This window comes from Sphingobacteriaceae bacterium GW460-11-11-14-LB5 (genome assembly GCA_002151545.1).
Lineage (GTDB): Bacteria > Bacteroidota > Bacteroidia > Sphingobacteriales > Sphingobacteriaceae > Pedobacter.
In genome coordinates, this window is record CP021237.1 from 3,935,690 (window position 1) to 3,956,872 (window position 21,183).

General features: G+C 37.7%; 13 protein-coding genes and 1 pseudogene. 1 reads left to right on the top strand and 13 read right to left on the bottom strand.

What is annotated here, in order from left to right; all coding sequences use genetic code 11:
* Positions 1-34: 34 nt before the first annotated feature.
* The 12 genes and pseudogenes from CA265_15630 to CA265_15685 all read right to left on the bottom strand — a co-directional run bounded on the left by CA265_15630 (position 35) and on the right by CA265_15685 (position 18,707).
* Positions 35-1,669 (bottom strand): hypothetical protein, encoded by a 1,635-nt coding sequence (locus CA265_15630; GenBank protein ARS41006.1) that lies wholly within the window; start codon positions 1,667-1,669, stop codon positions 35-37.
* Positions 1,670-1,688: 19 nt separating this feature from the next.
* Positions 1,689-5,144, bottom strand: coding sequence for a hypothetical protein (locus tag CA265_15635; GenBank protein ID ARS41007.1), 3,456 nt, complete (start codon positions 5,142-5,144; stop codon positions 1,689-1,691).
* A 120-nt stretch (positions 5,145-5,264) separates the two neighbouring features.
* Entirely contained in the window at positions 5,265-6,452 is a 1,188-nt protein-coding gene (locus CA265_15640; GenBank protein ID ARS41008.1) for a sugar kinase, read from the bottom strand.
* A gap of 179 nt (positions 6,453-6,631) precedes the next feature.
* Positions 6,632-7,975 (bottom strand): annotated as a pseudogene (locus CA265_15645) (calcium-binding protein).
* Positions 7,965-8,558: a hypothetical protein gene (locus tag CA265_15650; GenBank protein ID ARS41009.1), complete on the bottom strand. Its 594-nt coding sequence runs from the start codon at positions 8,556-8,558 to the stop codon at positions 7,965-7,967. The pseudogene CA265_15645 and the gene CA265_15650 overlap by 11 nt, the downstream one beginning before the upstream one ends.
* A 64-nt stretch (positions 8,559-8,622) precedes the next feature.
* On the bottom strand, positions 8,623-10,305 hold the full coding sequence (locus CA265_15655) for a hypothetical protein (protein ARS41010.1): 1,683 nt from the start codon (positions 10,303-10,305) through the stop codon (positions 8,623-8,625).
* A 26-nt stretch (positions 10,306-10,331) separates the two neighbouring features.
* Complete coding sequence (locus CA265_15660) at positions 10,332-13,634, bottom strand: hypothetical protein (GenBank protein ARS41011.1); 3,303 nt, start codon at positions 13,632-13,634, stop codon at positions 10,332-10,334.
* 310 nt (positions 13,635-13,944) lie between these two features.
* Positions 13,945-15,138, bottom strand: coding sequence for a S26 family signal peptidase (locus tag CA265_15665; protein ID ARS41012.1), 1,194 nt, complete (start codon positions 15,136-15,138; stop codon positions 13,945-13,947).
* Between the two features lie 144 nt (positions 15,139-15,282).
* On the bottom strand, positions 15,283-16,017 hold the full coding sequence (locus CA265_15670; protein ARS41013.1) for a 4-hydroxy-tetrahydrodipicolinate reductase: 735 nt from the start codon (positions 16,015-16,017) through the stop codon (positions 15,283-15,285).
* 245 nt (positions 16,018-16,262) lie between these two features.
* The gene (locus CA265_15675) at positions 16,263-16,988 is read right to left on the bottom strand and encodes a hypothetical protein (GenBank protein ID ARS41014.1); all 726 of its coding nucleotides are present in this window, start codon (positions 16,986-16,988) and stop codon (positions 16,263-16,265) included.
* Positions 16,988-17,896 (bottom strand): chromosome partitioning protein ParB, encoded by a 909-nt coding sequence (locus CA265_15680; GenBank protein ID ARS41015.1) that lies wholly within the window; start codon positions 17,894-17,896, stop codon positions 16,988-16,990. Before CA265_15680 ends, CA265_15675 begins: the two co-directional genes overlap by 1 nt.
* Positions 17,897-17,903: 7 nt before the next feature.
* A complete protein-coding gene (locus CA265_15685; protein ARS41016.1) occupies positions 17,904-18,707 on the bottom strand; it encodes a chromosome partitioning protein ParA in 804 nt (267 codons plus the stop codon).
* A 180-nt stretch (positions 18,708-18,887) separates the two neighbouring features.
* Between CA265_15685 and CA265_15690 the strand changes: the two genes are divergently transcribed.
* Positions 18,888-19,409, top strand: coding sequence for an NADPH-dependent FMN reductase (locus CA265_15690; GenBank protein ARS41017.1), 522 nt, complete (start codon positions 18,888-18,890; stop codon positions 19,407-19,409).
* A gap of 442 nt (positions 19,410-19,851) precedes the next feature.
* Here CA265_15690 and CA265_15695 read toward each other — a convergent pair whose 3' ends face one another.
* A complete protein-coding gene (locus tag CA265_15695) occupies positions 19,852-20,850 on the bottom strand; it encodes a hypothetical protein (protein ARS41018.1) in 999 nt (332 codons plus the stop codon).
* Between the last annotated feature and the right edge of the window lie 333 nt (positions 20,851-21,183).

A 21,183-nucleotide genomic window follows, 5' to 3' on the forward strand; every position in this document is an offset into this window, starting at 1 on the left:
CCGGGACATTGTGTTTAATCAAATCGTTGTGCAACTAAGGCATCCAATAAACTTTCTTTTGGATCTGAACTTCAGGTCCTACGTTGCCACCAATAGCAGCAAGGTTTGCCGCATTATTGGTTTTTTCATCATCAGGATATGGCAACCTGTTATAGGTAGTGGGTGTATAAGTGGCGTCCTTGGGTGTTAAGCCAGTACGGCGCACTGTACACCAGGTCTCCACAGCGTTAAACATGCTTGCTAACCACGATTGGGTAATTATTTTTTTATAATTTCCAGCTACATCACCTGCGGTAAATTTCACTGCAGGATTATTGGTAAATACATCAATTTGTGCCTGTGTAATTGGACCAGGTTTGGCGGATGTTGGCCAAATAGCTGTTGTATTACTGTTTACAGTAGTATACCAAAAATTTACTGAAGCTCTCATGCCTAAGTTATACTCTGTTTCTGCCAAAGCCTGATTTGCAGCCACACCTATCCCTTGATTGTAAATTTCTGCCTTTAAGAAATGTACATCAGCTTCAGAAATAATTACGTATGGAAAACTCTGATAATCACGAACCAGATAATAATTGAAAGAAGCGAACTTATTGTCAGGATCGCTACCTGGCGCCATTGGCGCATTAGCTGATGTATTTGGATACGGGGTACCGCCATCTGCAATAGTTCCGTTTTGAGGCTGAGGTACCCATTTACCTGCGTTGTTAGGCATAAACCAAACTTTATAACGCGGATCGAAGAAACCTGAACCATCATCTGCATTAGTTGATGACATCTTAGCAAATACATTAGAACTCATCCTGATATTAGAAACTGAAAGCTCACGAAATGCATACCAATACCGATCACCATAATCTGGACTATTTGGTACGATAACCAATGGAAAACTACCAAAATTGCTCTTGTATAGAGCCGTTAAATCCTGGTCATTCGGTAATGGATAAACTGATGGGTTACCCAGAATTTCAACAATTGTTTCTTTAGCTTTGGTTTGTAAATTGGTTTTACTTAAACGAACTGCATAGCGCAACCGAAGTGCATTGCCGAATTTTTTCCAGGCGACAAAATCATTCGCCAAAAAAGACTCGTAAGTACCAATAGAGCTCTGATTTGGACCTCCTATACCCGAGGTTGCAGCCTTTAAATCATCTAAAACGCTACTGTAAACAGACTCCTCTTTATCATATTTTGGCTGATAATTAGCTGCACCTTCTGTAGCAATACCCGCTTGACTATATGGTATATCTCCGTAACGATCTAACATTGATAACGTTTTTTGGGCCATTAGAATGTTGGCCATATATTTAACGTCGTTATATACACCCGGATTTGCTGAAGAACTGATCAGCTTTAACAGTTGTTTATAATCTGCCAAATCAGAATAATAATTACTCCAAAAAGAAGTGATATAATTTATATATGGCAGGTTTCGGTTTTGAACACCCTGTTGGTTTGTAATTGGCATAAACAAACCGGCATATATGGTATAATCTTCTTCTGTTGCACGTTTAGCCAGGTTATTAAAAAAGCCTGCAGGCGTTGCTGTAGCAACAGTTGCATCTTTATATGGCTTATTTAATTCTTCGAAACCCTTTTTACACGATACCATACCAGCCATTAGCGATATGCCAAGTACCGTGTGGATTATTTTATGTTGAATTTTCATGTCTTAATGTTTTAAATTATTAAAATGAAGAACGTATCGTGAAACCAAACGATCTTGTTTTTGGTAGAGAATCGTATTCAATTCCTTGCATATTACCTATACTGTTTACTCCTTCTGGGTTTAGCCCTTTAGGTATGGTGGTAAAAATATAGAAGAGATCTCTTCCGACTAATGAAAGCGACAGGTTTTGAATGAATTTGGTTTTTTGAATGAATTTTGCAGGAACCTGATAAGTTAGGGCAACCTCTCTTAATTTCATCCACGAGTTTTTAAATACCGATGCAGAACGCGGTGTTCCGATGTGATTCCAGGCAGAAAAAGTACCTTGATAATACCATTGGTAGTTCACAACATCGTTATTTGGAGTAGCACTTGTAACGTTGCCTTGGGCATCGCGGGTTACGAAAACGCCGCCAAAATTAACTCCGGTATTTGCCGTAGTTCCGTCAGGATAAACCAAAGGCAAACCTCCGCCATTACGTTCTTTTAAGGTTTCCTCTAAGTTTCCACTTCCCATACCCGCAGCATAAGAACCAAAAAAAGTATCGCCTCCAATTTTTGCATCAGCCAATACGTATAGTGAAAATGCTTTATACTTAAAGGTGTTGGTAATACCTCCTGTTAAAAATGGCTGAGAATTTCCAATAGGCACTTCACCAGCCGTTTTTACCCATTGCGTACCTGCGTAATAGGTTTTTCCGTTAACAGTATATTGCATTGGCTGTCCATCTGTTCCTTCGGCGCGCATTACTACTTTTTGGCCATTGTAATAGGTAAAATCTCTACCATAAAGCGTTCCATAGTAATCGCCAACTGTAACGCGCTGAGAAATACCATTACCACCAAAAAAGTTACCCAATGTTAAAGTATTTACGCCATCTTGTAAAGCCAAGACTTTGGTTCTGGCATGCGCACCGCTAACCGATACATCCCAGCTAAAATCTTTTGTTTTGATTGGAGAGCCACTAACGATGAACTCAAAACCTGTGTTACCTAATGAGCCTGTATTAATTTTAACAGTATTAAAACCAGACGATAAAGCCAATGGGTTATCCAAAATCTGGTTAAAGGTTTTCATCGAATATGCAGTTAAATCTACGTTCAACCTGTTTTTAAAGAAGCCTAATGATATACCACCTTCGTATGATCTGCTTCTTTGTGGTTGCACACCTTCGAATTTTAATGTTCCTGGTAAACTCTGAGCTTGTTGGCCATTATTTGTAGATACATCCAAAACGTTAAAAATGGTGTAAGGATCGGTATCTGAACCTGTTTCTGCATAAGAAAGTTTCAGTTTACCAAAGCTTAACCATGGCAAACTGTTCTGCATACCTTTAATGCCATCAGTAAACACATAACTTAAATTAGCTGCAGGGTAAAAATAGGAGTTTGAGCCATTTGCCAATGTACTCGACCAGTCATTACGTGCTGTAGCTTCTAAAAACAGATAATTTTTATAGGAAAGGTTTAGGAAACTGAATGCTGAGTTGATCTGTTTGGCATATTTGGTTTCTTGTGGTTGAGGAACCGGGTTTGCACCATTATTTAAAGCAAACACAAACGGTTTCACAAAATTACCAGCTGTAGAATTACTTGAAGTATAATCATTTCTGTAATACCTTTCCACACCTGCTGTTAAACTAGCATTAATCTCTTTGCCAAAAAGATTGTCTTTGTGCAAACGTGCAAAAGCTTGTAAATTGGTTGATAAATTTTTTGCCTGTGCCAATTTATAAGCGCCATTAGCTTGTCCCAATATATCCGTAGGTTGGTTTTTTACCGTAGTTACATCATTTGAATTATCTACACCACCTTGCGCAGTAATATTTAAGAAATCGGTTAAATCGGCCATTAACTTCATTCCACCTGTTAATCCGTTTCTGTTAAATACTGTATTGTTATTGTTTGCATTCCAATATTGATTACCTAAATAACCACCGCTGAAAGGGTAAGCTGGTGAACCTGCCGGAAAATTACTTTGGGTAAGTACATCTTTACGCGTATTGTTAGGACCATAGGTATTATCAAAATCCACGTAAGGATTATAATCTCTTGGCATAGAGTAGATTACTCCTCCAAGATAACCAGAACCAACAGAAGGCGCATTTAAGCGGGTGAAATTAACATAGCTTGCTGTAACCTCTGCAGTTAATTTTTTTGAAACTTTTAATGTAGAACCCAGATTAAAAGTGTTTGACTGCATATTACTGTTTAGTATGTTGGCTTTAGTGTCATTTCTGGTGTAAGAAAGTCGACCCGTAGCATTTTCACTTCCTCCGGAAATAGCCACATTATGACTCACTACAGAGCCATCAGGGAAGAAGGCCTTCCAGTTATCTGGCTGGGCAGAATAAGGTCTTAATACACCATCGTAATTTAAGATTGGCTGATTATCAAATCTTGGCCCCCACGACTGGCTTCCAGGATAACTGAAATAGGCGTCGGTTAATTTACCATTAGGATAAGGAACAGTACCAAAAGAATTGCTTAAATAGGTTCCTGTTGGGTTATATCCATTTCCAATCTGATAACGTTGTCCTGCACCATTAGTAGGAAACATTTTACTATTGTCGGCAGTAAGCATTGAAGCTACACCGCCTTGTCCGTATTCATTTTGAAAATTTTGTATTTCGTACGGATTGGTGTGTCGGTAAGAGTAATTATAATCAATACCAAGCCCTGGCCTGTTACTACCTTTTTTACGGGTAATTAAAATAACACCATTACCACCTCTTGCACCATACAATGCTGCAGCAGCCGGGCCTTTTAATACGGTAATATTTTCTATATCATCCTGATTGATGAAGTTCATGCCTGTACCCCAATCATTATTGGAGGAAACATCAGCACCCGTACTCCCGGCAACAGATGAAGTATTGTTACCATTCACATTGGCAGGATCATTATTAAGCGCAACACCGTCAACAATAATCAATGCCCTATTATCGCCCGTTAACGAGGTATTTCCACGGACAACAATTCTTGATGAGCCGCCTTCTACACCTCCACCCGATTGTGAGATTTGTAAACCAGCTACTTTACCCATCAAACCCTGCGCTATAGTTGGCGCCTGGCCAATGATTAAGTCTTTACCTGCAACCTCTTGCGTAGAGTAGCCTAAAGCTCTTTTTTCTCTCTTAATGCCAAAAGCTGTGGTTACCTGAACTTCATCCAAACTATTGGATGATGATTCTAACCTAACATTTACTGTTGAAGATGCGCCAACAGTAATTTCTTTTGAAACATAACCGACAGATCTAAAAACAAGGACATTTCCTTCTGCCGCAGAAATAGAGAATTTACCCCCAGCGTCTGTCTGGGTAGCTTTGGTTGTGCCTTTAATAGAGACACTTACACCTGGTATTGGTCCAGATGCTTCCACTACCGTACCGGTAATGGTTTTTTGCGCAAAAGCGGTTATTGTCAAAAAGGTTAACAAAAACACACTTAAGCACTTTAAGTACATTTTTTTCATAATTCGTTTAGGTTAGTATTTGTTAAAGTTGGTTCAAAATTTGGTTTAGTGGTTCTTTTTTACTCCCTCATAGTATTGGTTATTAGTTAAAAATTATTTTAATTATTTGCTTGGTTTTCTTTATTCAAACAGGCTATTTTCGACCATCAAACTGGCTGCAGCCAATAATTCAGCTTCATCGCTTAGGCTAGAACATTTAATTTCCGTTTGTTCAGCTACCCGCGGTATACAAAATTCGTTAATGGCCTGTTGTATCGGCGGCAGAAGCATTTTCCCTGCTTTTGCACCACGTCCACTTAATACAATACGCTCAGGATTCATAATATGGATTAAAGTGGCTAATCCTTTACCAATCTGAAATGCGGCATCAGCTAATATAGAAATGGCCACAGGATCCTGTTTTACAACTGCGTTTAAGAAATGATCGACATGGCTTTTACTTTTATCATTAAAAAGCGTTTTTAAACTTGTTTCTTCTCCGTTTTTTACGGCTTCTTCTGCTTTCTGAACCATCACCAAAAGCGATGTTTCCACTTCAAGGCAACCCCGTTTACCACAAGAGCATAAGGTATTTGAATTAGATAAAGGAATATGACTAAACTCACCCGCGTAGCCGCTACTACCCCGGTATAATTTGCCATTAATAATCATCCCTAAACCTGTACCCCAGCCAATATTCACAACGAGTACATCTTTTAAGTTTCTTGCTTCACCAAAGTTTAATTCAGCTAAGGCGATCAAACTCGAGTCGTTATCTATGTAAACTGGTAATCTTAGTTTTTTAGCGAGATAGTCTTGCAGACTTATATCGTTTTCAACCTGCATAAACGAATAGTTCATTCCTTTTTCTGCATTCACAAAACCCGGCATGCCAATACCAATCCCCAATAAATTTTCTTTATCGATTGTTGATTTTTTAATGCAATGATCAATGAATTCAATTAAAGTATCGGCACTTTTACTTTGGGTCATATCTAAATCGATCACCTGCGTTGGCAAAACCTGGTGATTGGACAAATCATATATGGTTAACTGACTCGTTAACTGATCCATGGCTACGGCTATTATATACCGCTTATAATCGGGGTTTAATAAAAAATTTAAAGGGCGGCGGCCTCCGGTAGATGGTGCCAATCCTTGCTCTATAATTAAGCCATCCTCTATTAATGCATTTACAGTCGATGTAATTAAAGGCAAACTCTTTTTAGTGCGTTTACTTAAATCGGTTAGAGAGGATTTCTTTTTATAATAAAGCAGTTTAATGATGTCGGCCCTTAATCGTTGTGCTTTCTTAATAGTTGCTGACATTTTTAATTTGGTTTATATAAATTTATAAAAAAAATAAAAGAAAAGCAATCTTTTTAAAAAAATTAAAAAGAAAGTTATTTTATGGCAAATTAACTAAACCATGATGCTGGTTTGTTATTTAAATGCAGGAAGACTTAGCGTATCAGATAATTTTAACTTTTCTGAAAAGCTGAGGTTAATTATGGTTCACTAACAGACAAGTGTTCATCATCATCTTTATATGGCAAATACAGGATGATCAAAGTCATCATTTCATCAATACTTTTCATTTCTCCTCCACCATAAATATTTCTGGGCGGGTTAAATAAATTTTTTGGATTATTTTTCGAATTGTCATATGTCCCTTCAATAACCAAATACGAATCTTTAGGTATGATTACGGGTTTCTGATATTTATAAAGTTCCTGCCAGTTAAAATCCCATTTTTGAATAGATATGAGTTTTATAGTATCTTTTTGCGGGCTTATTGCATAAGCTTTAAAATCTTTACCAAGCAAATGCATATGAGGCCAAACACCCAAAATCGATTGTTTTTCCGGATTGGTGATTTTTAACCTGAAAGAACGAATGCTATCTGCGGGAATCATAAAGTATGGGGTTATTTCCTCTTCTGCTATCCCACCAGAACCCAAGTTCACTACATCAATAACTCTTTCAACAGGTTGTTTTGTAAAAAAGAAGTTAATAGAAGAAAAATCTACTTCATCTTTACCTGTAGGTGCGTAATGCATCGTTAAAAGAATTACACCTCTTTTAGGCATTAACCAGCCAATATTCTTCGGATAAGATTCGTACTTTGTTCCCGGAATCCATCCGCCATAATAAATCATGTTACTTTTATAGACATTGTAGGCTGAAAAGCTATCTTCATTAGTTTCACCAACTGTTGTGTTGATAAACTCAGGAGATTTATCTAAGGGAATATTATCCGGCACATCATAAATAGCAAAATTAGCATGGTGAATTACTTTTCTGTTTTTAGAAACAAATTCGATGGCTTCAACATTTTGTGTCCTGGCAAATTGAAAAGGGATTTTAAAAACAATAAACCTTTCCTTATTATCTCCTTTAATAGCAAAAGGCTTGGTCATATTTAAAACGGCATCAGGCTTACGATGGTAGCTAGTACCTGAATGGTATTTTGTTAGAATAGCAGTTGCCAATTTATTAGGTGTACCAGCAGGCATTTTATCATCAATCCAATCAATGATGATTTTTTTCTCAGCATCTGTTAGTTTTCTATTTCCCTGGAAAGGGATTTCAGCATAATGATCATCTGCTTTCCATGGCGGCATATAGCCCGATTTTATGACTTTCTTAATAAACGATGCTCTCTTGGAAACATCTTCATAAGAAATCAAAGGAAATGGCCCTGCTTCTCCAGCCCGATGGCAGGAGGTACATTTATTATAGATAATTGGCGCTACATCTTCATAGAAAGTTTTTTTTTGAGCATAAACAAAATTTAAGTTTATCAAAAACAAGATTGGTAAAATTATTTTCCTCATTTATCTAAAGATCATTAATATAACAGCCAATTGGCTTTGTGGCACTAATTGTAATTTTTTTATTCATCTCAAGCTCTTCTATTGCATCAGCAAGGAAATGTTTTGATACCATTTGCCTTTGTTGACCCAATTCAATTATTTTATCATCCACCAGTCCGGAATAAGCGATATTCCCCTTGGCGCTTAACAAAACAACCTGGGGAGTTACCGTGCCATTCAATAACTGAGTTAAGTGTTTCTTGTCATCCAGAATAGTTGTAAATAACACTTTATAATCTTTAATAAAAGCTTTAATATCTTTTAGTGTATAAGATTTCCCTGGAAATACGCCTATAAACTCACAATTTTTATAGGTATTTTTTAGTCGGTTCAGCTCAGGTATATAATTTCTACTTAAGGGACACTCTGGTGAAAGAAAGATGAATACTGTATTTTTATAATTTTTTATCGCTTGTTTTGTGCTTACAGAAGTCGGGTTAATAATCTTCACCTGCGGCCATAATCCTGTTTCCTGAACATGAAAGCGCTGAGCCGACACTTCATTCAAAAAGATTATATAAAATAGAATTGATATGATAAATACAATGCGATTTCTCATTTTTAAAGCTAATTAAAATGGCCGGATATACCGGCCATTTTCACTTAATAAAGATAATAATAACTTATGGCATATCCCACCAAACTCGTCCTTTAACATCAGTTGGTTGTCCAAAATAAGACTCTTTAGCCATTTCTGCGATTGCACTTTGCTTATTTGCAAAATTAGCATCACCGGCCAAAGGGAAGTTGATTACAAACCTTCTAGGTATTGGTTGCACCTGACCTGAGAATGTAAAATCTTCTACCACTAAAGCCGTTTGCGCATTAGGCATGCCCGTTCTTTTAAGCAGTGCCCAACATTCGTTATAGTTTTTATAGAAGTTAAGGTACTGCTGAATTAAAATTTGTTCTAATCCTTTTGCCGGATTATAAACGATTTCTGGTTTAGCTTTGTAGGCTGTAGCCGCATTAGGATCCAGAGCAGCATAATCGGCTAAAGCTGCCGCTTTAGCTATTCTATCATAAGTGGTGATAGATGCATCAATTCCTTTATAATACCATTCAGAAGCGCTCTCGCTTGTTATATTTCTTGCGGCTAATTCAGCACGTAGAAAACAGATATCAGCATAGGTTAGTATTAAAAATGTTGCCGACCCTGTACCTGAGCTGAGTGCTGGCGTGAACATACGATATTGAATTGCAGATATCGTATCTAAATTACCGCTCTTGATTACAACAGGGCTAAAGAATTTTTGCTTAGCTGGGATTGTATTTGCATCCGGGCTTGTAAACTGACCATAATAGCGTCTTGAATCGAAAACCGAGTTTGCCGGTATTTTCCCTTCAGTTTTAGCTGCATCAAAGTTTTCTTGTGTCCATGAATTTTTTTGGTAAAACAATGGTAATCTTGGATCGTTGTTTCTCCACATAAAATCCACTGTTCCATTTGCTCCATAAGCACCCGAGGCACTAACATCCCAGTTACCTGCACCAATAAAATTACTTCCAGCTTTTAATGACCAATCGTCATCTGGTGAAGCCATTAAATCAGCTGCGCTGTTTGTTAATATATCAGTTGCTATTGCTTTAAGTTTTGCCGGATCTTTTTTAGATAAACGCATGGCAATTAATAAACGTAAGCTAGTTGCTGCCTTAATCCATTTAGGTATCGAACCTTGATAGTACAAATCATTATTACCCAAGCTAACCTGAGGTACCGCAGGCTGAGCTTTCAAAACTGCTACTGCATCTTTCAGCGTCTTTTCAAAATTATTGTACAGATTCTGTTGGGTATCGTAAACGGGTGTAAAAGTGCCATTATATCTGGCCTGAAAAGCTTCAGTATATGGGATACTTCCGTTGCCATCAGTTACAAACCAAGCCTCGTAAACCTTTAGTATTTCTGCAATGGTTTTCATTTGCACATACCTTGGTTTTTGATCATCAGCAAGCTTATCAATAGTTTTTTGAACATCAACCAGCAGGTTTCCAGAACTGTTGTAAAACCTTCCATACCGTTGGTTTATATTCCCTATTCCATCTGTAATTGTACTTGTATTACCTGTTAAGCCAACCATTTGTCTTGTCCACCTTGATACACCTCTATAGTTTTCATAGAAAGCTTCAAAGCTATCATCGTGCCAATTGGTTACCGCTTTGGTAAAAAGTGGTTCTGGTGCTATTGCAATAACCGCATCAGGATTAGTATTATATTCAGCAAATTTTTCTTTGCTGCAAGAATATATTAAAAGTGTTGAGCTTATAAACGCCGACACTATAACAACATTATATTTTGAATATTTCATAATATCAATTTTATAAAAAACAGTGATTAAAAACTACCATTAATACCTAAACCAAATGTTCTAACATAAGGGGTACCGCCACCTAAAAATGCTCCACCAGCTCCAGTACTTGTAAAGTCATTAACATTTAGGTTATCTGGTGCATTGTTGTATAGAAAACCAATATTTCTGGCACTAGCATAAACCTTAACCCCATTCATTTTTATTTTAGATACAAACGCTTTTGGCAGATCGTATGATAAAGTGATATCTCTTACGGCAACCCATGATGATTTGAAAGCACCACGTTCTCTGATACCATTACCCCATCCATTTGAGTTATTATAGTATCTCCAGGTTATGGTCGGAATTCTTAATCCCTTATCAATGGCTTGCTGATGACTCATGCCACCTACATTAACACCGTTTATTATTGTTCCATCGGCAAATACACCATCTAAAACTACGCCAATTTCCTGGTTTCCGGCCTCAGTATAAGCTGTACCGCCATTTTCAACAGTACGGCCAAACAATGTGTTTTTTAGATTACCAGTTTGACTACCGTAAAAATAAGTATCAGAAAATACATAACCACCAAATTTAGCATCAATCAATGCACTCAACGACAATGATTTGTAAGTAAATACATTTCTAATACTACCATAAAATTTAGGAAGGGTAGAACCAATAGTACTTTCAGATTCTAAGCCATTTGCATAGTTAGATGCTCTGGTATAAAAAGCACCTCCTGTACCTGCCGGAGAAATTACGCGTTTACCATTATTTGGATTGTCAATTGGATTTCCATTCGCATCTCTTGCCTGATATTTTGCATAACCATAGGCTGCTACCAATGTAGAATACTCTCCTCCTACTTTTGCTATGGTTCTAATACCATCACCACCTTCCAATTGTACTGTTGTTACACCTGGAGCCAATGATATTATTTTATTCCTATTTCTGGTGTAATTAAAGAATGCATCCCAAGAAAATGATTGTGTCTTAATAGGTGTCCCTGACAAAATAAATTCGATACCTTGATCCTGTACATCCCCACTATTAATCAATCTATTTTGCACACCTGATTCGGATGGAACCGAAAGATTAATAATTTGATTTTTAGTATTTTTTCTATAGGCTGTAAAATCTAAACCTAACCTATTTTTAAACATCTTAAGCTCTATACCTATTTCTTTACTAAAGGCTCTTAAAGGTTTAAGATCTGGATTGCCTAATGTCTGGCTATCGAAACCATACTGCTCGATATTTGCTGTATTACTATTCACCGCTTGATAGTTGCTACCTTTTAAGTAATAACCTGTATTTGACCGGTAAACAACAGTACCTCCACCGGTTACAACGTAAGAAGCACGTAATTTTCCATACGAGAAAACACTCGGCATTTTTAAAGCATCAGTAAAAATCCAGGCTAAATCGGCACCCGGATAAAAATAATTATAGTTACCGGTTCCATTTGAATATACCAATGTAGAGTTCCATTCTTTACGCGCGTATAAATTTAGTGTTAACCAATTTTTATACCCTATACTACCTTGTGCATATGATGCAAACACCTGACTGATATTCGGTGTTCCTTCACCCACAGTTGGCGTATTTATTGAATTTGAAAGTCTATATTGAGCAGGAACTTTTAAACCTCCGGATGTACCATAATTTGCACCTTTACTCTGGGAACGTACTACTTCAGAGCCTAATTGCAAAAACAAATCGAAATCGTTTACTTTATGATTTAAATTTAAACCTGCTCTATATCTACTATCAATAACATTCCGGATTCCAGAACCGTAGTACCCACCTTTAAAACCTGGGTCTTGTCCAAGTTCTCTATCTTCTTTGTTTGTATTGTACCAGTTTAGTGATGCACTAGTTTCAAGCTGTAACCATTTGGTAAAATTAGTTTTTGCATTTATGGTTCCCCTAAAGTTATTTTCATTCTGAATTTGACTAAATTTATTTAAACGGAAAAACAATTGATTCGTAGTAAAAGGATCTACAGTACTTCTTCCTCCATTAACAGGATCAATATAATTATCTTTCCAATAATCTAAATCAAAATTGGTAGGATAACCCCATGTTAATCCATAAATAAGACTATTATCTCCAGAAATTCTTTGTGGATTAAATCCTCTAACATTAGAATATGATGCAGTTGCATCAATCACTACTGCATCGCCTAAGCGTTGCGTACCTCTAAAATTAAAAGTATGACGATTTAATTTATTATACGGGCTTATTCCTTTTGTAAAATTATTTGCATAAGAAAAACGAAAAGTAGTTTTTTCATTTCCTCCCTGCATGGAAATATTACTATTCACATAACGTCCTGTTTCGTACAAACTTAACGGGTTGTTTAAAATGCTATTGCTAATTTGTCTTCCATCAATGTCTAAAATCGTCGATCCATCTAATTTAGGGCCAAAACTAAAACCATAAGAAGCTGAATTTATCTGGTTCATCCCATTCGCCCCTTTAATAAAATCTCTTGGAGTAAATCCTGATCCATATTCCTGCTGCATATCAGGTAGTGCATATGCATTATCGAATGTTTCATCATGGCTAAATGAAATACCCAATCCCTTTTGAGCAAAACCCTTTTTGGTTGTGATCAAAAGCACACCATTTATTGCTCTACTTCCATATAATGCAGTTACTGATCCGCCTTTTAAAACCGAAATACTTTCAATATCATCAGAATTAATACTCTTTAACACATTTCCAAAATCCTGATCACCTGCTCTAGCTGGACTCATTGCATCATCTGATAATATAACACCATCAACAACTATTAAAGGTGTATTTTCTGAGCCATATAAACTCGATGCCCCCCTTATTTGAAATTTTGGACTTGATTGTGGTCCCCCAGTACCTGGCTGCACCATCATCCCTGGTACCAATCCTTGTAACGCGGCGATGGGATTTATTGTATTGGCAGCACGTATCTGGTCTCCTTTGATATTATTCATGGCATACCCCAAATTTCTTGTATTCCTTTCTTCACCTAAACCAGTTACAACTACTTCACCCAATGCTTTCGCATCATCCAATAATGTAACATTGATTGTATTGTTATCTCCTACCGATACTTCCTTATTCAGGTAGCCTAAATATTTAAAAACAATGGTTGAATTTGATGGTACTGACAGTGTGTACTTTCCTTCTGTTGAGGTAGAAGTTCCTTTGGTCGTTCCCTTTAGGAAAACACTTACGCCCGCTAATGGCAGACCCTGGTTGTCCGTTACAGTACCAGAAACGGTTTTTTGCGCAAAAGCAGAAATTGTTGCCATACATAACAACAAAATACTTAAGCTAGTTAAGTAAATTTTTTTCATAATCTGTTTGGTAATGGTTAGTTAAATTGATTAGTTACTTTACTCAGTATTACTTCATTAATCTATGCTGCTACGCTCTAAATAGCAAAAAAATTAACTATAGGGCTACTGAAAACCCTGGTTTTTGTCAGAAGAAGTGAATATGAATATACGGTTAGATTTTTACATGTTTTTTACTAACTGCTGACATAACAAACTTATGAAAAAAAAACATAAACAATGAAAACTTTTTAATTTTTTTAAAAAGGTGATTTTGACACAAAAAAAGCCTGCATCATGCAAGCTTTTTTCTAAAAAATTATCGTATAAATTAGTGGATCCCCATAAACAACCTGCTCCACCTTATTTTATGTAGGAAGGATGCCGTACTATCCCAGCTCATCCAAACAAATAAAGCTTTACCTACGATATGGTCTTCAGGCACAAAACCCCAATAGCGCGAATCGGCCGAATTGTGGCGGTTATCACCCATCATCCAGTAATAGTCCATTTTAAAAGTATAAGTGGTAGCTACCTTGTCATTAATATACCAAACACCGGCTTTTTGCTCTACTTTGTTTCCTTCGTAGGTTCTAATGGCCCTGTAATACAGTGGCATGGTATTGCTATCGATTTTAACAGTCCATCCTTTTGAAGGGATTTTAATCGGTCCGAAGTTATCCCTGTTCCAAACCCTGTTTGGATCGTTAGGGAAAACACCACCTGGAACAGCTCCGGCAGGATCAGGACTTAAGGTTACTGATTTTACAAAATCGAAAGTTTTAAGTTTCTCTGCAATTTCGGGTGAGGCATCTAAAATATAAGTATTGGCAGCCACCGCTGGCGCACCTCCTAAATTTAAATTAAACTCATCAAGCGCTGCGTAATTAAAGTCCATGGTTTTAAACTCGATGCGGTATGGCATCATCCCGGTGTTTTTTAAAGGCTCATTTTTGCCATTTACATTGGCAATACCGTTGCTCATCGAAATGACATCGCCCGGAATACCAATACATCTTTTAATAAAGTTTTCACGTTTATCAACCGGACGGTCTATGATCGTAAATGTGCTTCTCACCTGCTGCCTGCCCATGCTCCGTTCTAAAGCATAGTAACTTTCTGCCTGGTTTTCTACAGCAACGGTATCGCCTTCGGGAAAGTTAAATACCACGACATCGTTTCTTTTAATTTTAGATAAACCTGGTAAACGGTGATATTTCCATTGTACGCCATCCCAGTAAGCTTTGGTTGAAGTGGTTAGCGGCATGGTATGATGCGCAAAAGGAAAAGCTACAGGTGTCATCGGAATACGTGCACCATAATTAACCTTACTTACAAAAAGGAAATCGCCAATCAGCAAAGATCTTTCCATCGAACCAGATGGTATGGTGTAAGCCTCGATAAAAAATACGCGGATGATGGTTGCGGCTACTACTGCAAAAACAATTGCATCGACCCACTCGCGGGTTTTAGTTTTTTTCTTCTTTGGGGCATCTTTTTTTCGCTGCCAGAATTTATAATTCATATATCTTATTTTTGGTTTGCGATTTATTAATCGGTTACCTGTTATCTTTCGTTGATTCCACAGATTTATTTTTGACTGGGTAAATCTGTTAACTGTTTAAATTGATTATCTAAAAATTGCCAATTGTTAACTGAAAACTATCTTCTATTCAAAAATATCAGTAATACTGAAAAATCCCTTTTTATCTTTTAACCACTCTGCTGCTACTACAGCACCTAAAGCAAATCCCGCTCTGTTGTGGGCCGTATGTTTAATTTCTATTTCATCAACCTCGCTACTGTAAATTACAGTATGTGTGCCTGGAATATTTTCTATCCTATGCGATTCTATCAGCAATTGTTCTGCTTTCGGAAACAATTCAACATCAGTTCCTACCACTTCATTTAACCACTCCTGTTTTCTGTCCAGGTTATCTACAATCCCTTCTGCAAGGGTAATGGCTGTACCGCTTGGTGCATCCAGTTTTTGTGTATGGTGAATTTCCTCTACCTGAACCTCGTAGGCAGGATAGTTATTCATCAGCTTGGCCAGCGTTTGATTCAGCTTAAAGAATAAATTTACGCCAATACTAAAGTTAGACCCATAAAGTAAAGTATTGTTACTGTTGTTGCAATCGTCTTTTACTTCCTGAAGTTTGCCGTACCAACCAGTTGTACCCACTACTATCGGCACATTGGCATCAAAACAGGCATCAATATTTTTTAAAACCGAATCAGGTGTACTAAAATCGATGGCTACATCAGCTGATTTTAAATTTTGTCTGGTTAAATCTTCCTGATTATCGATCGTTATTTTTAAAACAATTTCGTGGCCACGTTCTACAGCAAATTTTTCGATAATCTGCCCCATTTTACCGTATCCTAAAAGCGCAAGTTTCATCTGTTTATAGTTTAGTTTTAATTGTGATGAAGCGATCAGATTTTTCGAATGCAGTTGTTTTAATGGTGTTCAAGCAGGCTTGAGCCATTTAATCATCCCATTGTGGTTTGAAAAATCATGATGGTTTTATCTGTTTATATTTATTTCAGTTTTTATTCTTGTTTTTTTGTGCTTAACCTGAACTGGCAAAACCTCATAATTTCAAATATAGTATCCTATATGGCGTATCATGATGTTTTTGGTAATTAAAATGTTAGTGATAGTTTTAACGCTGGTGTTGCATTGAAACCATACATCGAATTGGTATTAATCATCGATGGCATTACCTTAAAAGAAAGGTTATCATCAATATTGAAGAAATGCAAACGGGCTGCAACATAAGCATCTACGATATTGGCGAAATAAACTAAACCGTAAGAAAACAATACAATCTGTTTATTTCTTCTATAGGTATCTTTACGCTGGGTGATGCCTGAAGTAGAATAACGGCTACCAAAAGGGCCGTTAGGATCAGGTTGATCACTATGCGAATCGCGATACTGTAATTCGGTTAGGGCTAAATTATATTGTTTGCTACTTTCGATGTACGACATGGTCAGCACGGTTATTCCACCGTAAATACCTGCAATTTTAGCACTTGTATACAATTTCTGCCATATCTGACTTTTACCCGCCCTTGGACCATAGCCGTCGCTAAGCAATTGCATATTGTACAATTGGCCCCAGCCCGGTATAATCATCGATCTGAAAACCGCCTTTCTACCGGCAACCTTACCCGGATTAACATACTTGGCTTTCATTGAGTCCTTTCGGGTCATTGGTTTTTTAGCCGCAGTATCTAACGATTTAGATAATTTAATTTTCGAAGTATCAGCAGGTTTTAATACCGTATCCTTAACCTGCGCTGAGGCTAAGTTTACAAGAAAAAATGTAAATGCAGTAACCAGTATTAAAAGCTTAGTCTTTTGCATTACCAGTCTAATAACTCTAAAATTCGGTTTAAGTCGTCATCACTCATAAAAGGAATTTCTATTGCCCCTTTACCATTCTGACTTACTTTTAACTTTACACGGGTGGCAAATTTAGAAGCCAGATCGTCCTGTAATTTTTGATATTGAAAAGAAACGGCTTTTTCTTTCGATTTTTCGCCGGCTTTTAAAGGCACATGTTGTAAATTACGTACAAGCTCTTCTACCTTACGTACCGATAATCCTTTTTCTAAAATTTCCTGGTGGATAAACAGTTGCTTGTCAACACCATCCACATTAATTAAGGCCCTTGCGTGCCCCATACTAATTTTCTGATCGCGGATGGAAGCCTGAATAGCCGGCGGAAGTTTTAATAAACGCAGGTAATTGGTAACTGTTGTACGGTTTTTACCTACACGTTCGCCTAATTGTTCTTGTTTTAAACCTACCTCATCAATCATCCTTTGGAAACTCAATGCGACTTCAATCGCATTTAAATTTTCACGCTGAATATTTTCGATCAGGGCCATTTCCAGCATCTGCTGATCGTTGGCACTGCGGATGTAAGCAGGAATCTGTGTTAAGCCAGCAAGCTTGGAAGCCCTGAACCTACGCTCACCAGAAATAAGCTGGTATTTGTTTGCGGCCAGTTTTCTAACCGTAATGGGTTGTATTAAACCTTGTACCTTAATCGAGTCGGCAAGCTCGTTTAAAGCTACCTGGTCAAATTCGGTACGGGGTTGGTATGGATTGGTTTCAACTTCAGTTAAACTTACGTGACTGATATTGCCAATCTGCTCGGTTTCGCTAACAGCATTTACCTGCTGTTTCGGCGGATGAGCAGATTCGCTATCATCTAAAAGCGCACTTAACCCTCTTCCTAAACCTGTTTTTCGCTGAAAAGATGTCATCTATAATTTATAAAGTTGCTGTTCCTATGTTTTCTTCTTCCTTTAAAAGGCCGTTTTTCTTTACAATTTCGCGTGCAAGGTTCAGGTAATTAATGGCGCCTTTGCAATTCGCATCGTGCATAATTACCGAAACGCCATAACTAGGCGCTTCACTTAAACGTGTATTACGCTGAATAATGGTATCGAAAACCAGTTCGTGGAAATGCGTTTTCACCTCTTCTACCACCTGGTTTGATAAACGTAAACGCACATCGTACATGGTCAATAAAATACCTTCGATTTCCAGATCAGGGTTTAGACGGTTCTGAACAATTTTGATGGTATTTAATAACTTACCCAAACCTTCCAATGCAAAATACTCACACTGAACCGGGATAATCACCGAATCGGCTGCTGTTAAAGCATTGATGGTAATTAAACCTAGGGATGGAGAACAATCGATAATAATAAAATCATACTGATCTTTGATTTTCTCCAACACCGCTTTCATTTTGTACTCGCGGTTATTCAGGTTAATCATCTCGATTTCCGCACCAACCAGATCGATGTGGGCAGGCAATAAATCTAAATTTGGTGTATCCGTTTTTTGGATGGCCTGTAAAGGATCGATATCATTAATGATACACTCATAAATACTATCTTTAATATTCCGGGGATCGAAACCGATACCTGAAGTCGAATTTGCCTGAGGATCAGCATCAACCAGTAAAGTTTTGTATTCTAGTACGGCCAAACTCGCAGCCAGGTTTATAGATGAAGTTGTTTTACCAACACCACCTTTTTGATTTGCTAATGCAATAATTTTGCTCATCTATGTATCCGAAATTTACTTAACGTTTATTTGGGCTGTGTTATTTATGCGTTTTAATTGGCAAAAAGTTCTATTTTTGCGTTGTTTACGGCCTTTTTCACAATCAGCTAAGATACAAACTATATGGCAATTTTAGCAAGAAGCGTGTTTGGGTTTTACACATCTTATTAACAATTATCCATGATCACAATTATAGCCGCTACCAACAGGCCCAATAGCAATACGCTAAAAGTTGCCAAATATTACCATAAGCAACTAAAAGAAAAAGGCGCTGATGCCAATTTGTTCAGCCTGGAGCACCTGCCTATAGATGTTTTGAATACGGATATGTACGGCAAACGATCGGAAGCTTTTCAGGAAATCCAGAACATGATTAATAACACCGAAAAGTTTTTGTTTATCATGCCAGAGTACAACGGAAGTTACCCTGGCGTACTAAAAGTGTTAATAGATGCCTGCAATTTTCCTGATAGTTTTTATGATAAAAAGGCCGCTTTAGTTGGTATTTCTTCCGGTAAATATGGCAATATCCGCGGGGTAGATCATTTTACAGGTGTTTGCCATTATATTCACCTGCATATCCTACCCTTACGTTTGCACATCCCGAATATTAAAACCGAATTAGACGCCGAGGGCAATTTAAGCCAACCCGATACCATTAAGTTCACCACCGAGCAGATCGAGAAGTTTATTAAATTCTAATCTTCATTCATTTTTCTGCAGCCTGCAATGCCAAATCTTAGTACAGAATTTGCCACCTAAACCCGATGGCAGCGGCACGAAGTAAAGCGTACAGCGGGAATGCTTCAACCTAAATGTTACTAAATCTGCTTTCCAAAAAAAATAAAGGGTTCATTTTTAATAAAGTTTTGTTTGTTAGGAAAAGCAGCACCTGTATTTCATATGAGCGTCACTCCTGCTTTCTGTTACAAGTCCTCGCTGCGCTGTGGGCTTTTCACGTCAATCAGGTTTAGGAAACAAAAAACAGTGCTTTAAACTTTCAGGAACAATAGTCTATTATAATGAAAAGATTTCTTTCACAATATTGCAACCCTAAATCTTAGTACAGACCGTGCCACCTAAACCCGTATTCTATGGTTTATGCAAATAAAAAGTTTTTTTTCTGAGAAGCATTACTTTAGATTTATGCAGCAGGCTCCAGGAGGTATGGCGTACCTCTTTTAACAGCAGCAAAAGCTCTGCTCAGTAGCTTATTTTTTATCACATTCAGTACACACATAGCGTTTTTTCCCTCAGCTTTTTTTCGATCATAGTATCGTTTGAATTCGTTATCTTTTTTTATCGTGTTTAGCGCACACATGGTCAGTAACGCCTTTAGTTTTTTATTGGCGAGGTTGCTTACCCGGTTTCTCCCTCGTATACTCGTCCCCGAGCTATGTGGAAATGGGACTATTCCACAATAGCTCGCAAACTTTCTGTAGTCTGAAAATGCAGCGAAGGCTTCAGTATGGATCAGGATAAACATAGCCGTCTGCTTTCCGATCCCATGCACGCTCTGCACAAGGCTGAACTGTTCGTTTAGTTCCTGGTCCTCTGTTATTAAGGCTGCCAACTCGATATCTACCTTTTTTATCCGTTCGGCGTAAAGGGCAAGCATTTCCTGGCTATCGGCTATGCAATAGCCAGCGTTCTCCCTATCAAATCCTTTAAGCTCTGAGCAAGTGCATTTAAAAGAGGTCTGGTGTCTTACCAACTGTTCGCGGTGTGCCAGCAGGTGTTTGAGTTTTGAGCTTGTTGCCGAAGGAAGGAGGTAAGGACGGGCTTTGTGCTGATTTGAAAAAGCATAGCTTGCGATTGCCTGTGCGTCAGCCTTATCAGATTTCCCCCGTTTAAGTCCAATGGAACGCTTAATGTGCAGCCCGTTTTCAACCCATATAGATAAATCATTTGCATGCATAAAGTTGGTTATGGGGCAGATATAAATACCTGTATGCTCGCAACAGAAAAGAACCTTCTTAGGCGCGATACCATGTATGGAAAGCCATTCCAGCATTAGGCCAAAGCCATCATAGCTGTTCTTAAAAACATGGTGAAGGGGCTTGTCGAAACAGGCCTGTGTAACAACAGCAACATCGATGGTTGATTTGGAAATATCTATTCCAACAAATAGTTCATAATTCATAACTTTACGGTTAAGTGAAATGGAAATCCTAAAGTTGAATAAAACTGAATCCCTTAATAGTCCGCTAGACTAAAATTCTATATGGTTCTTGTTCAACTAAAAAGCAGAGGTCTGTTACAGGTTCTAGATCGTAAGTCTGGATCGCAGCATAGTTCACCTCTGCTTTTAAGGTTTCCTTTGTCAAATTTAATTCTTTGATAATCTTTCTCAAACCTAAGGGATGGCAGCGGTGTTTCATGTGAGTGTCACTCCTGCTTTCTGTTACAAGTCCTCGCTGTGCTACGGGCTTTTCACGTCAATCAGGTTTAGGAACGTAAAACAGTGCATTATATC

Coding starts and splice junctions, on each gene's coding strand:
- CA265_15630 (ARS41006.1), bottom strand. CDS start 1,669: ATGAAAATTCAACATAAAATAATCCACACGGTACTTGGCATATCGCTA.
- CA265_15635 (ARS41007.1), bottom strand. CDS start 5,144: ATGAAAAAAATGTACTTAAAGTGCTTAAGTGTGTTTTTGTTAACCTTT.
- CA265_15640 (ARS41008.1), bottom strand. CDS start 6,452: ATGTCAGCAACTATTAAGAAAGCACAACGATTAAGGGCCGACATCATT.
- CA265_15650 (ARS41009.1), bottom strand. CDS start 8,558: ATGAGAAATCGCATTGTATTTATCATATCAATTCTATTTTATATAATC.
- CA265_15655 (ARS41010.1), bottom strand. CDS start 10,305: ATGAAATATTCAAAATATAATGTTGTTATAGTGTCGGCGTTTATAAGC.
- CA265_15660 (ARS41011.1), bottom strand. CDS start 13,634: ATGAAAAAAATTTACTTAACTAGCTTAAGTATTTTGTTGTTATGTATG.
- CA265_15665 (ARS41012.1), bottom strand. CDS start 15,138: ATGAATTATAAATTCTGGCAGCGAAAAAAAGATGCCCCAAAGAAGAAA.
- CA265_15670 (ARS41013.1), bottom strand. CDS start 16,017: ATGAAACTTGCGCTTTTAGGATACGGTAAAATGGGGCAGATTATCGAA.
- CA265_15675 (ARS41014.1), bottom strand. CDS start 16,988: ATGCAAAAGACTAAGCTTTTAATACTGGTTACTGCATTTACATTTTTT.
- CA265_15680 (ARS41015.1), bottom strand. CDS start 17,896: ATGACATCTTTTCAGCGAAAAACAGGTTTAGGAAGAGGGTTAAGTGCG.
- CA265_15685 (ARS41016.1), bottom strand. CDS start 18,707: ATGAGCAAAATTATTGCATTAGCAAATCAAAAAGGTGGTGTTGGTAAA.
- CA265_15690 (ARS41017.1), top strand. CDS start 18,888: ATGATCACAATTATAGCCGCTACCAACAGGCCCAATAGCAATACGCTA.
- CA265_15695 (ARS41018.1), bottom strand. CDS start 20,850: ATGAATTATGAACTATTTGTTGGAATAGATATTTCCAAATCAACCATC.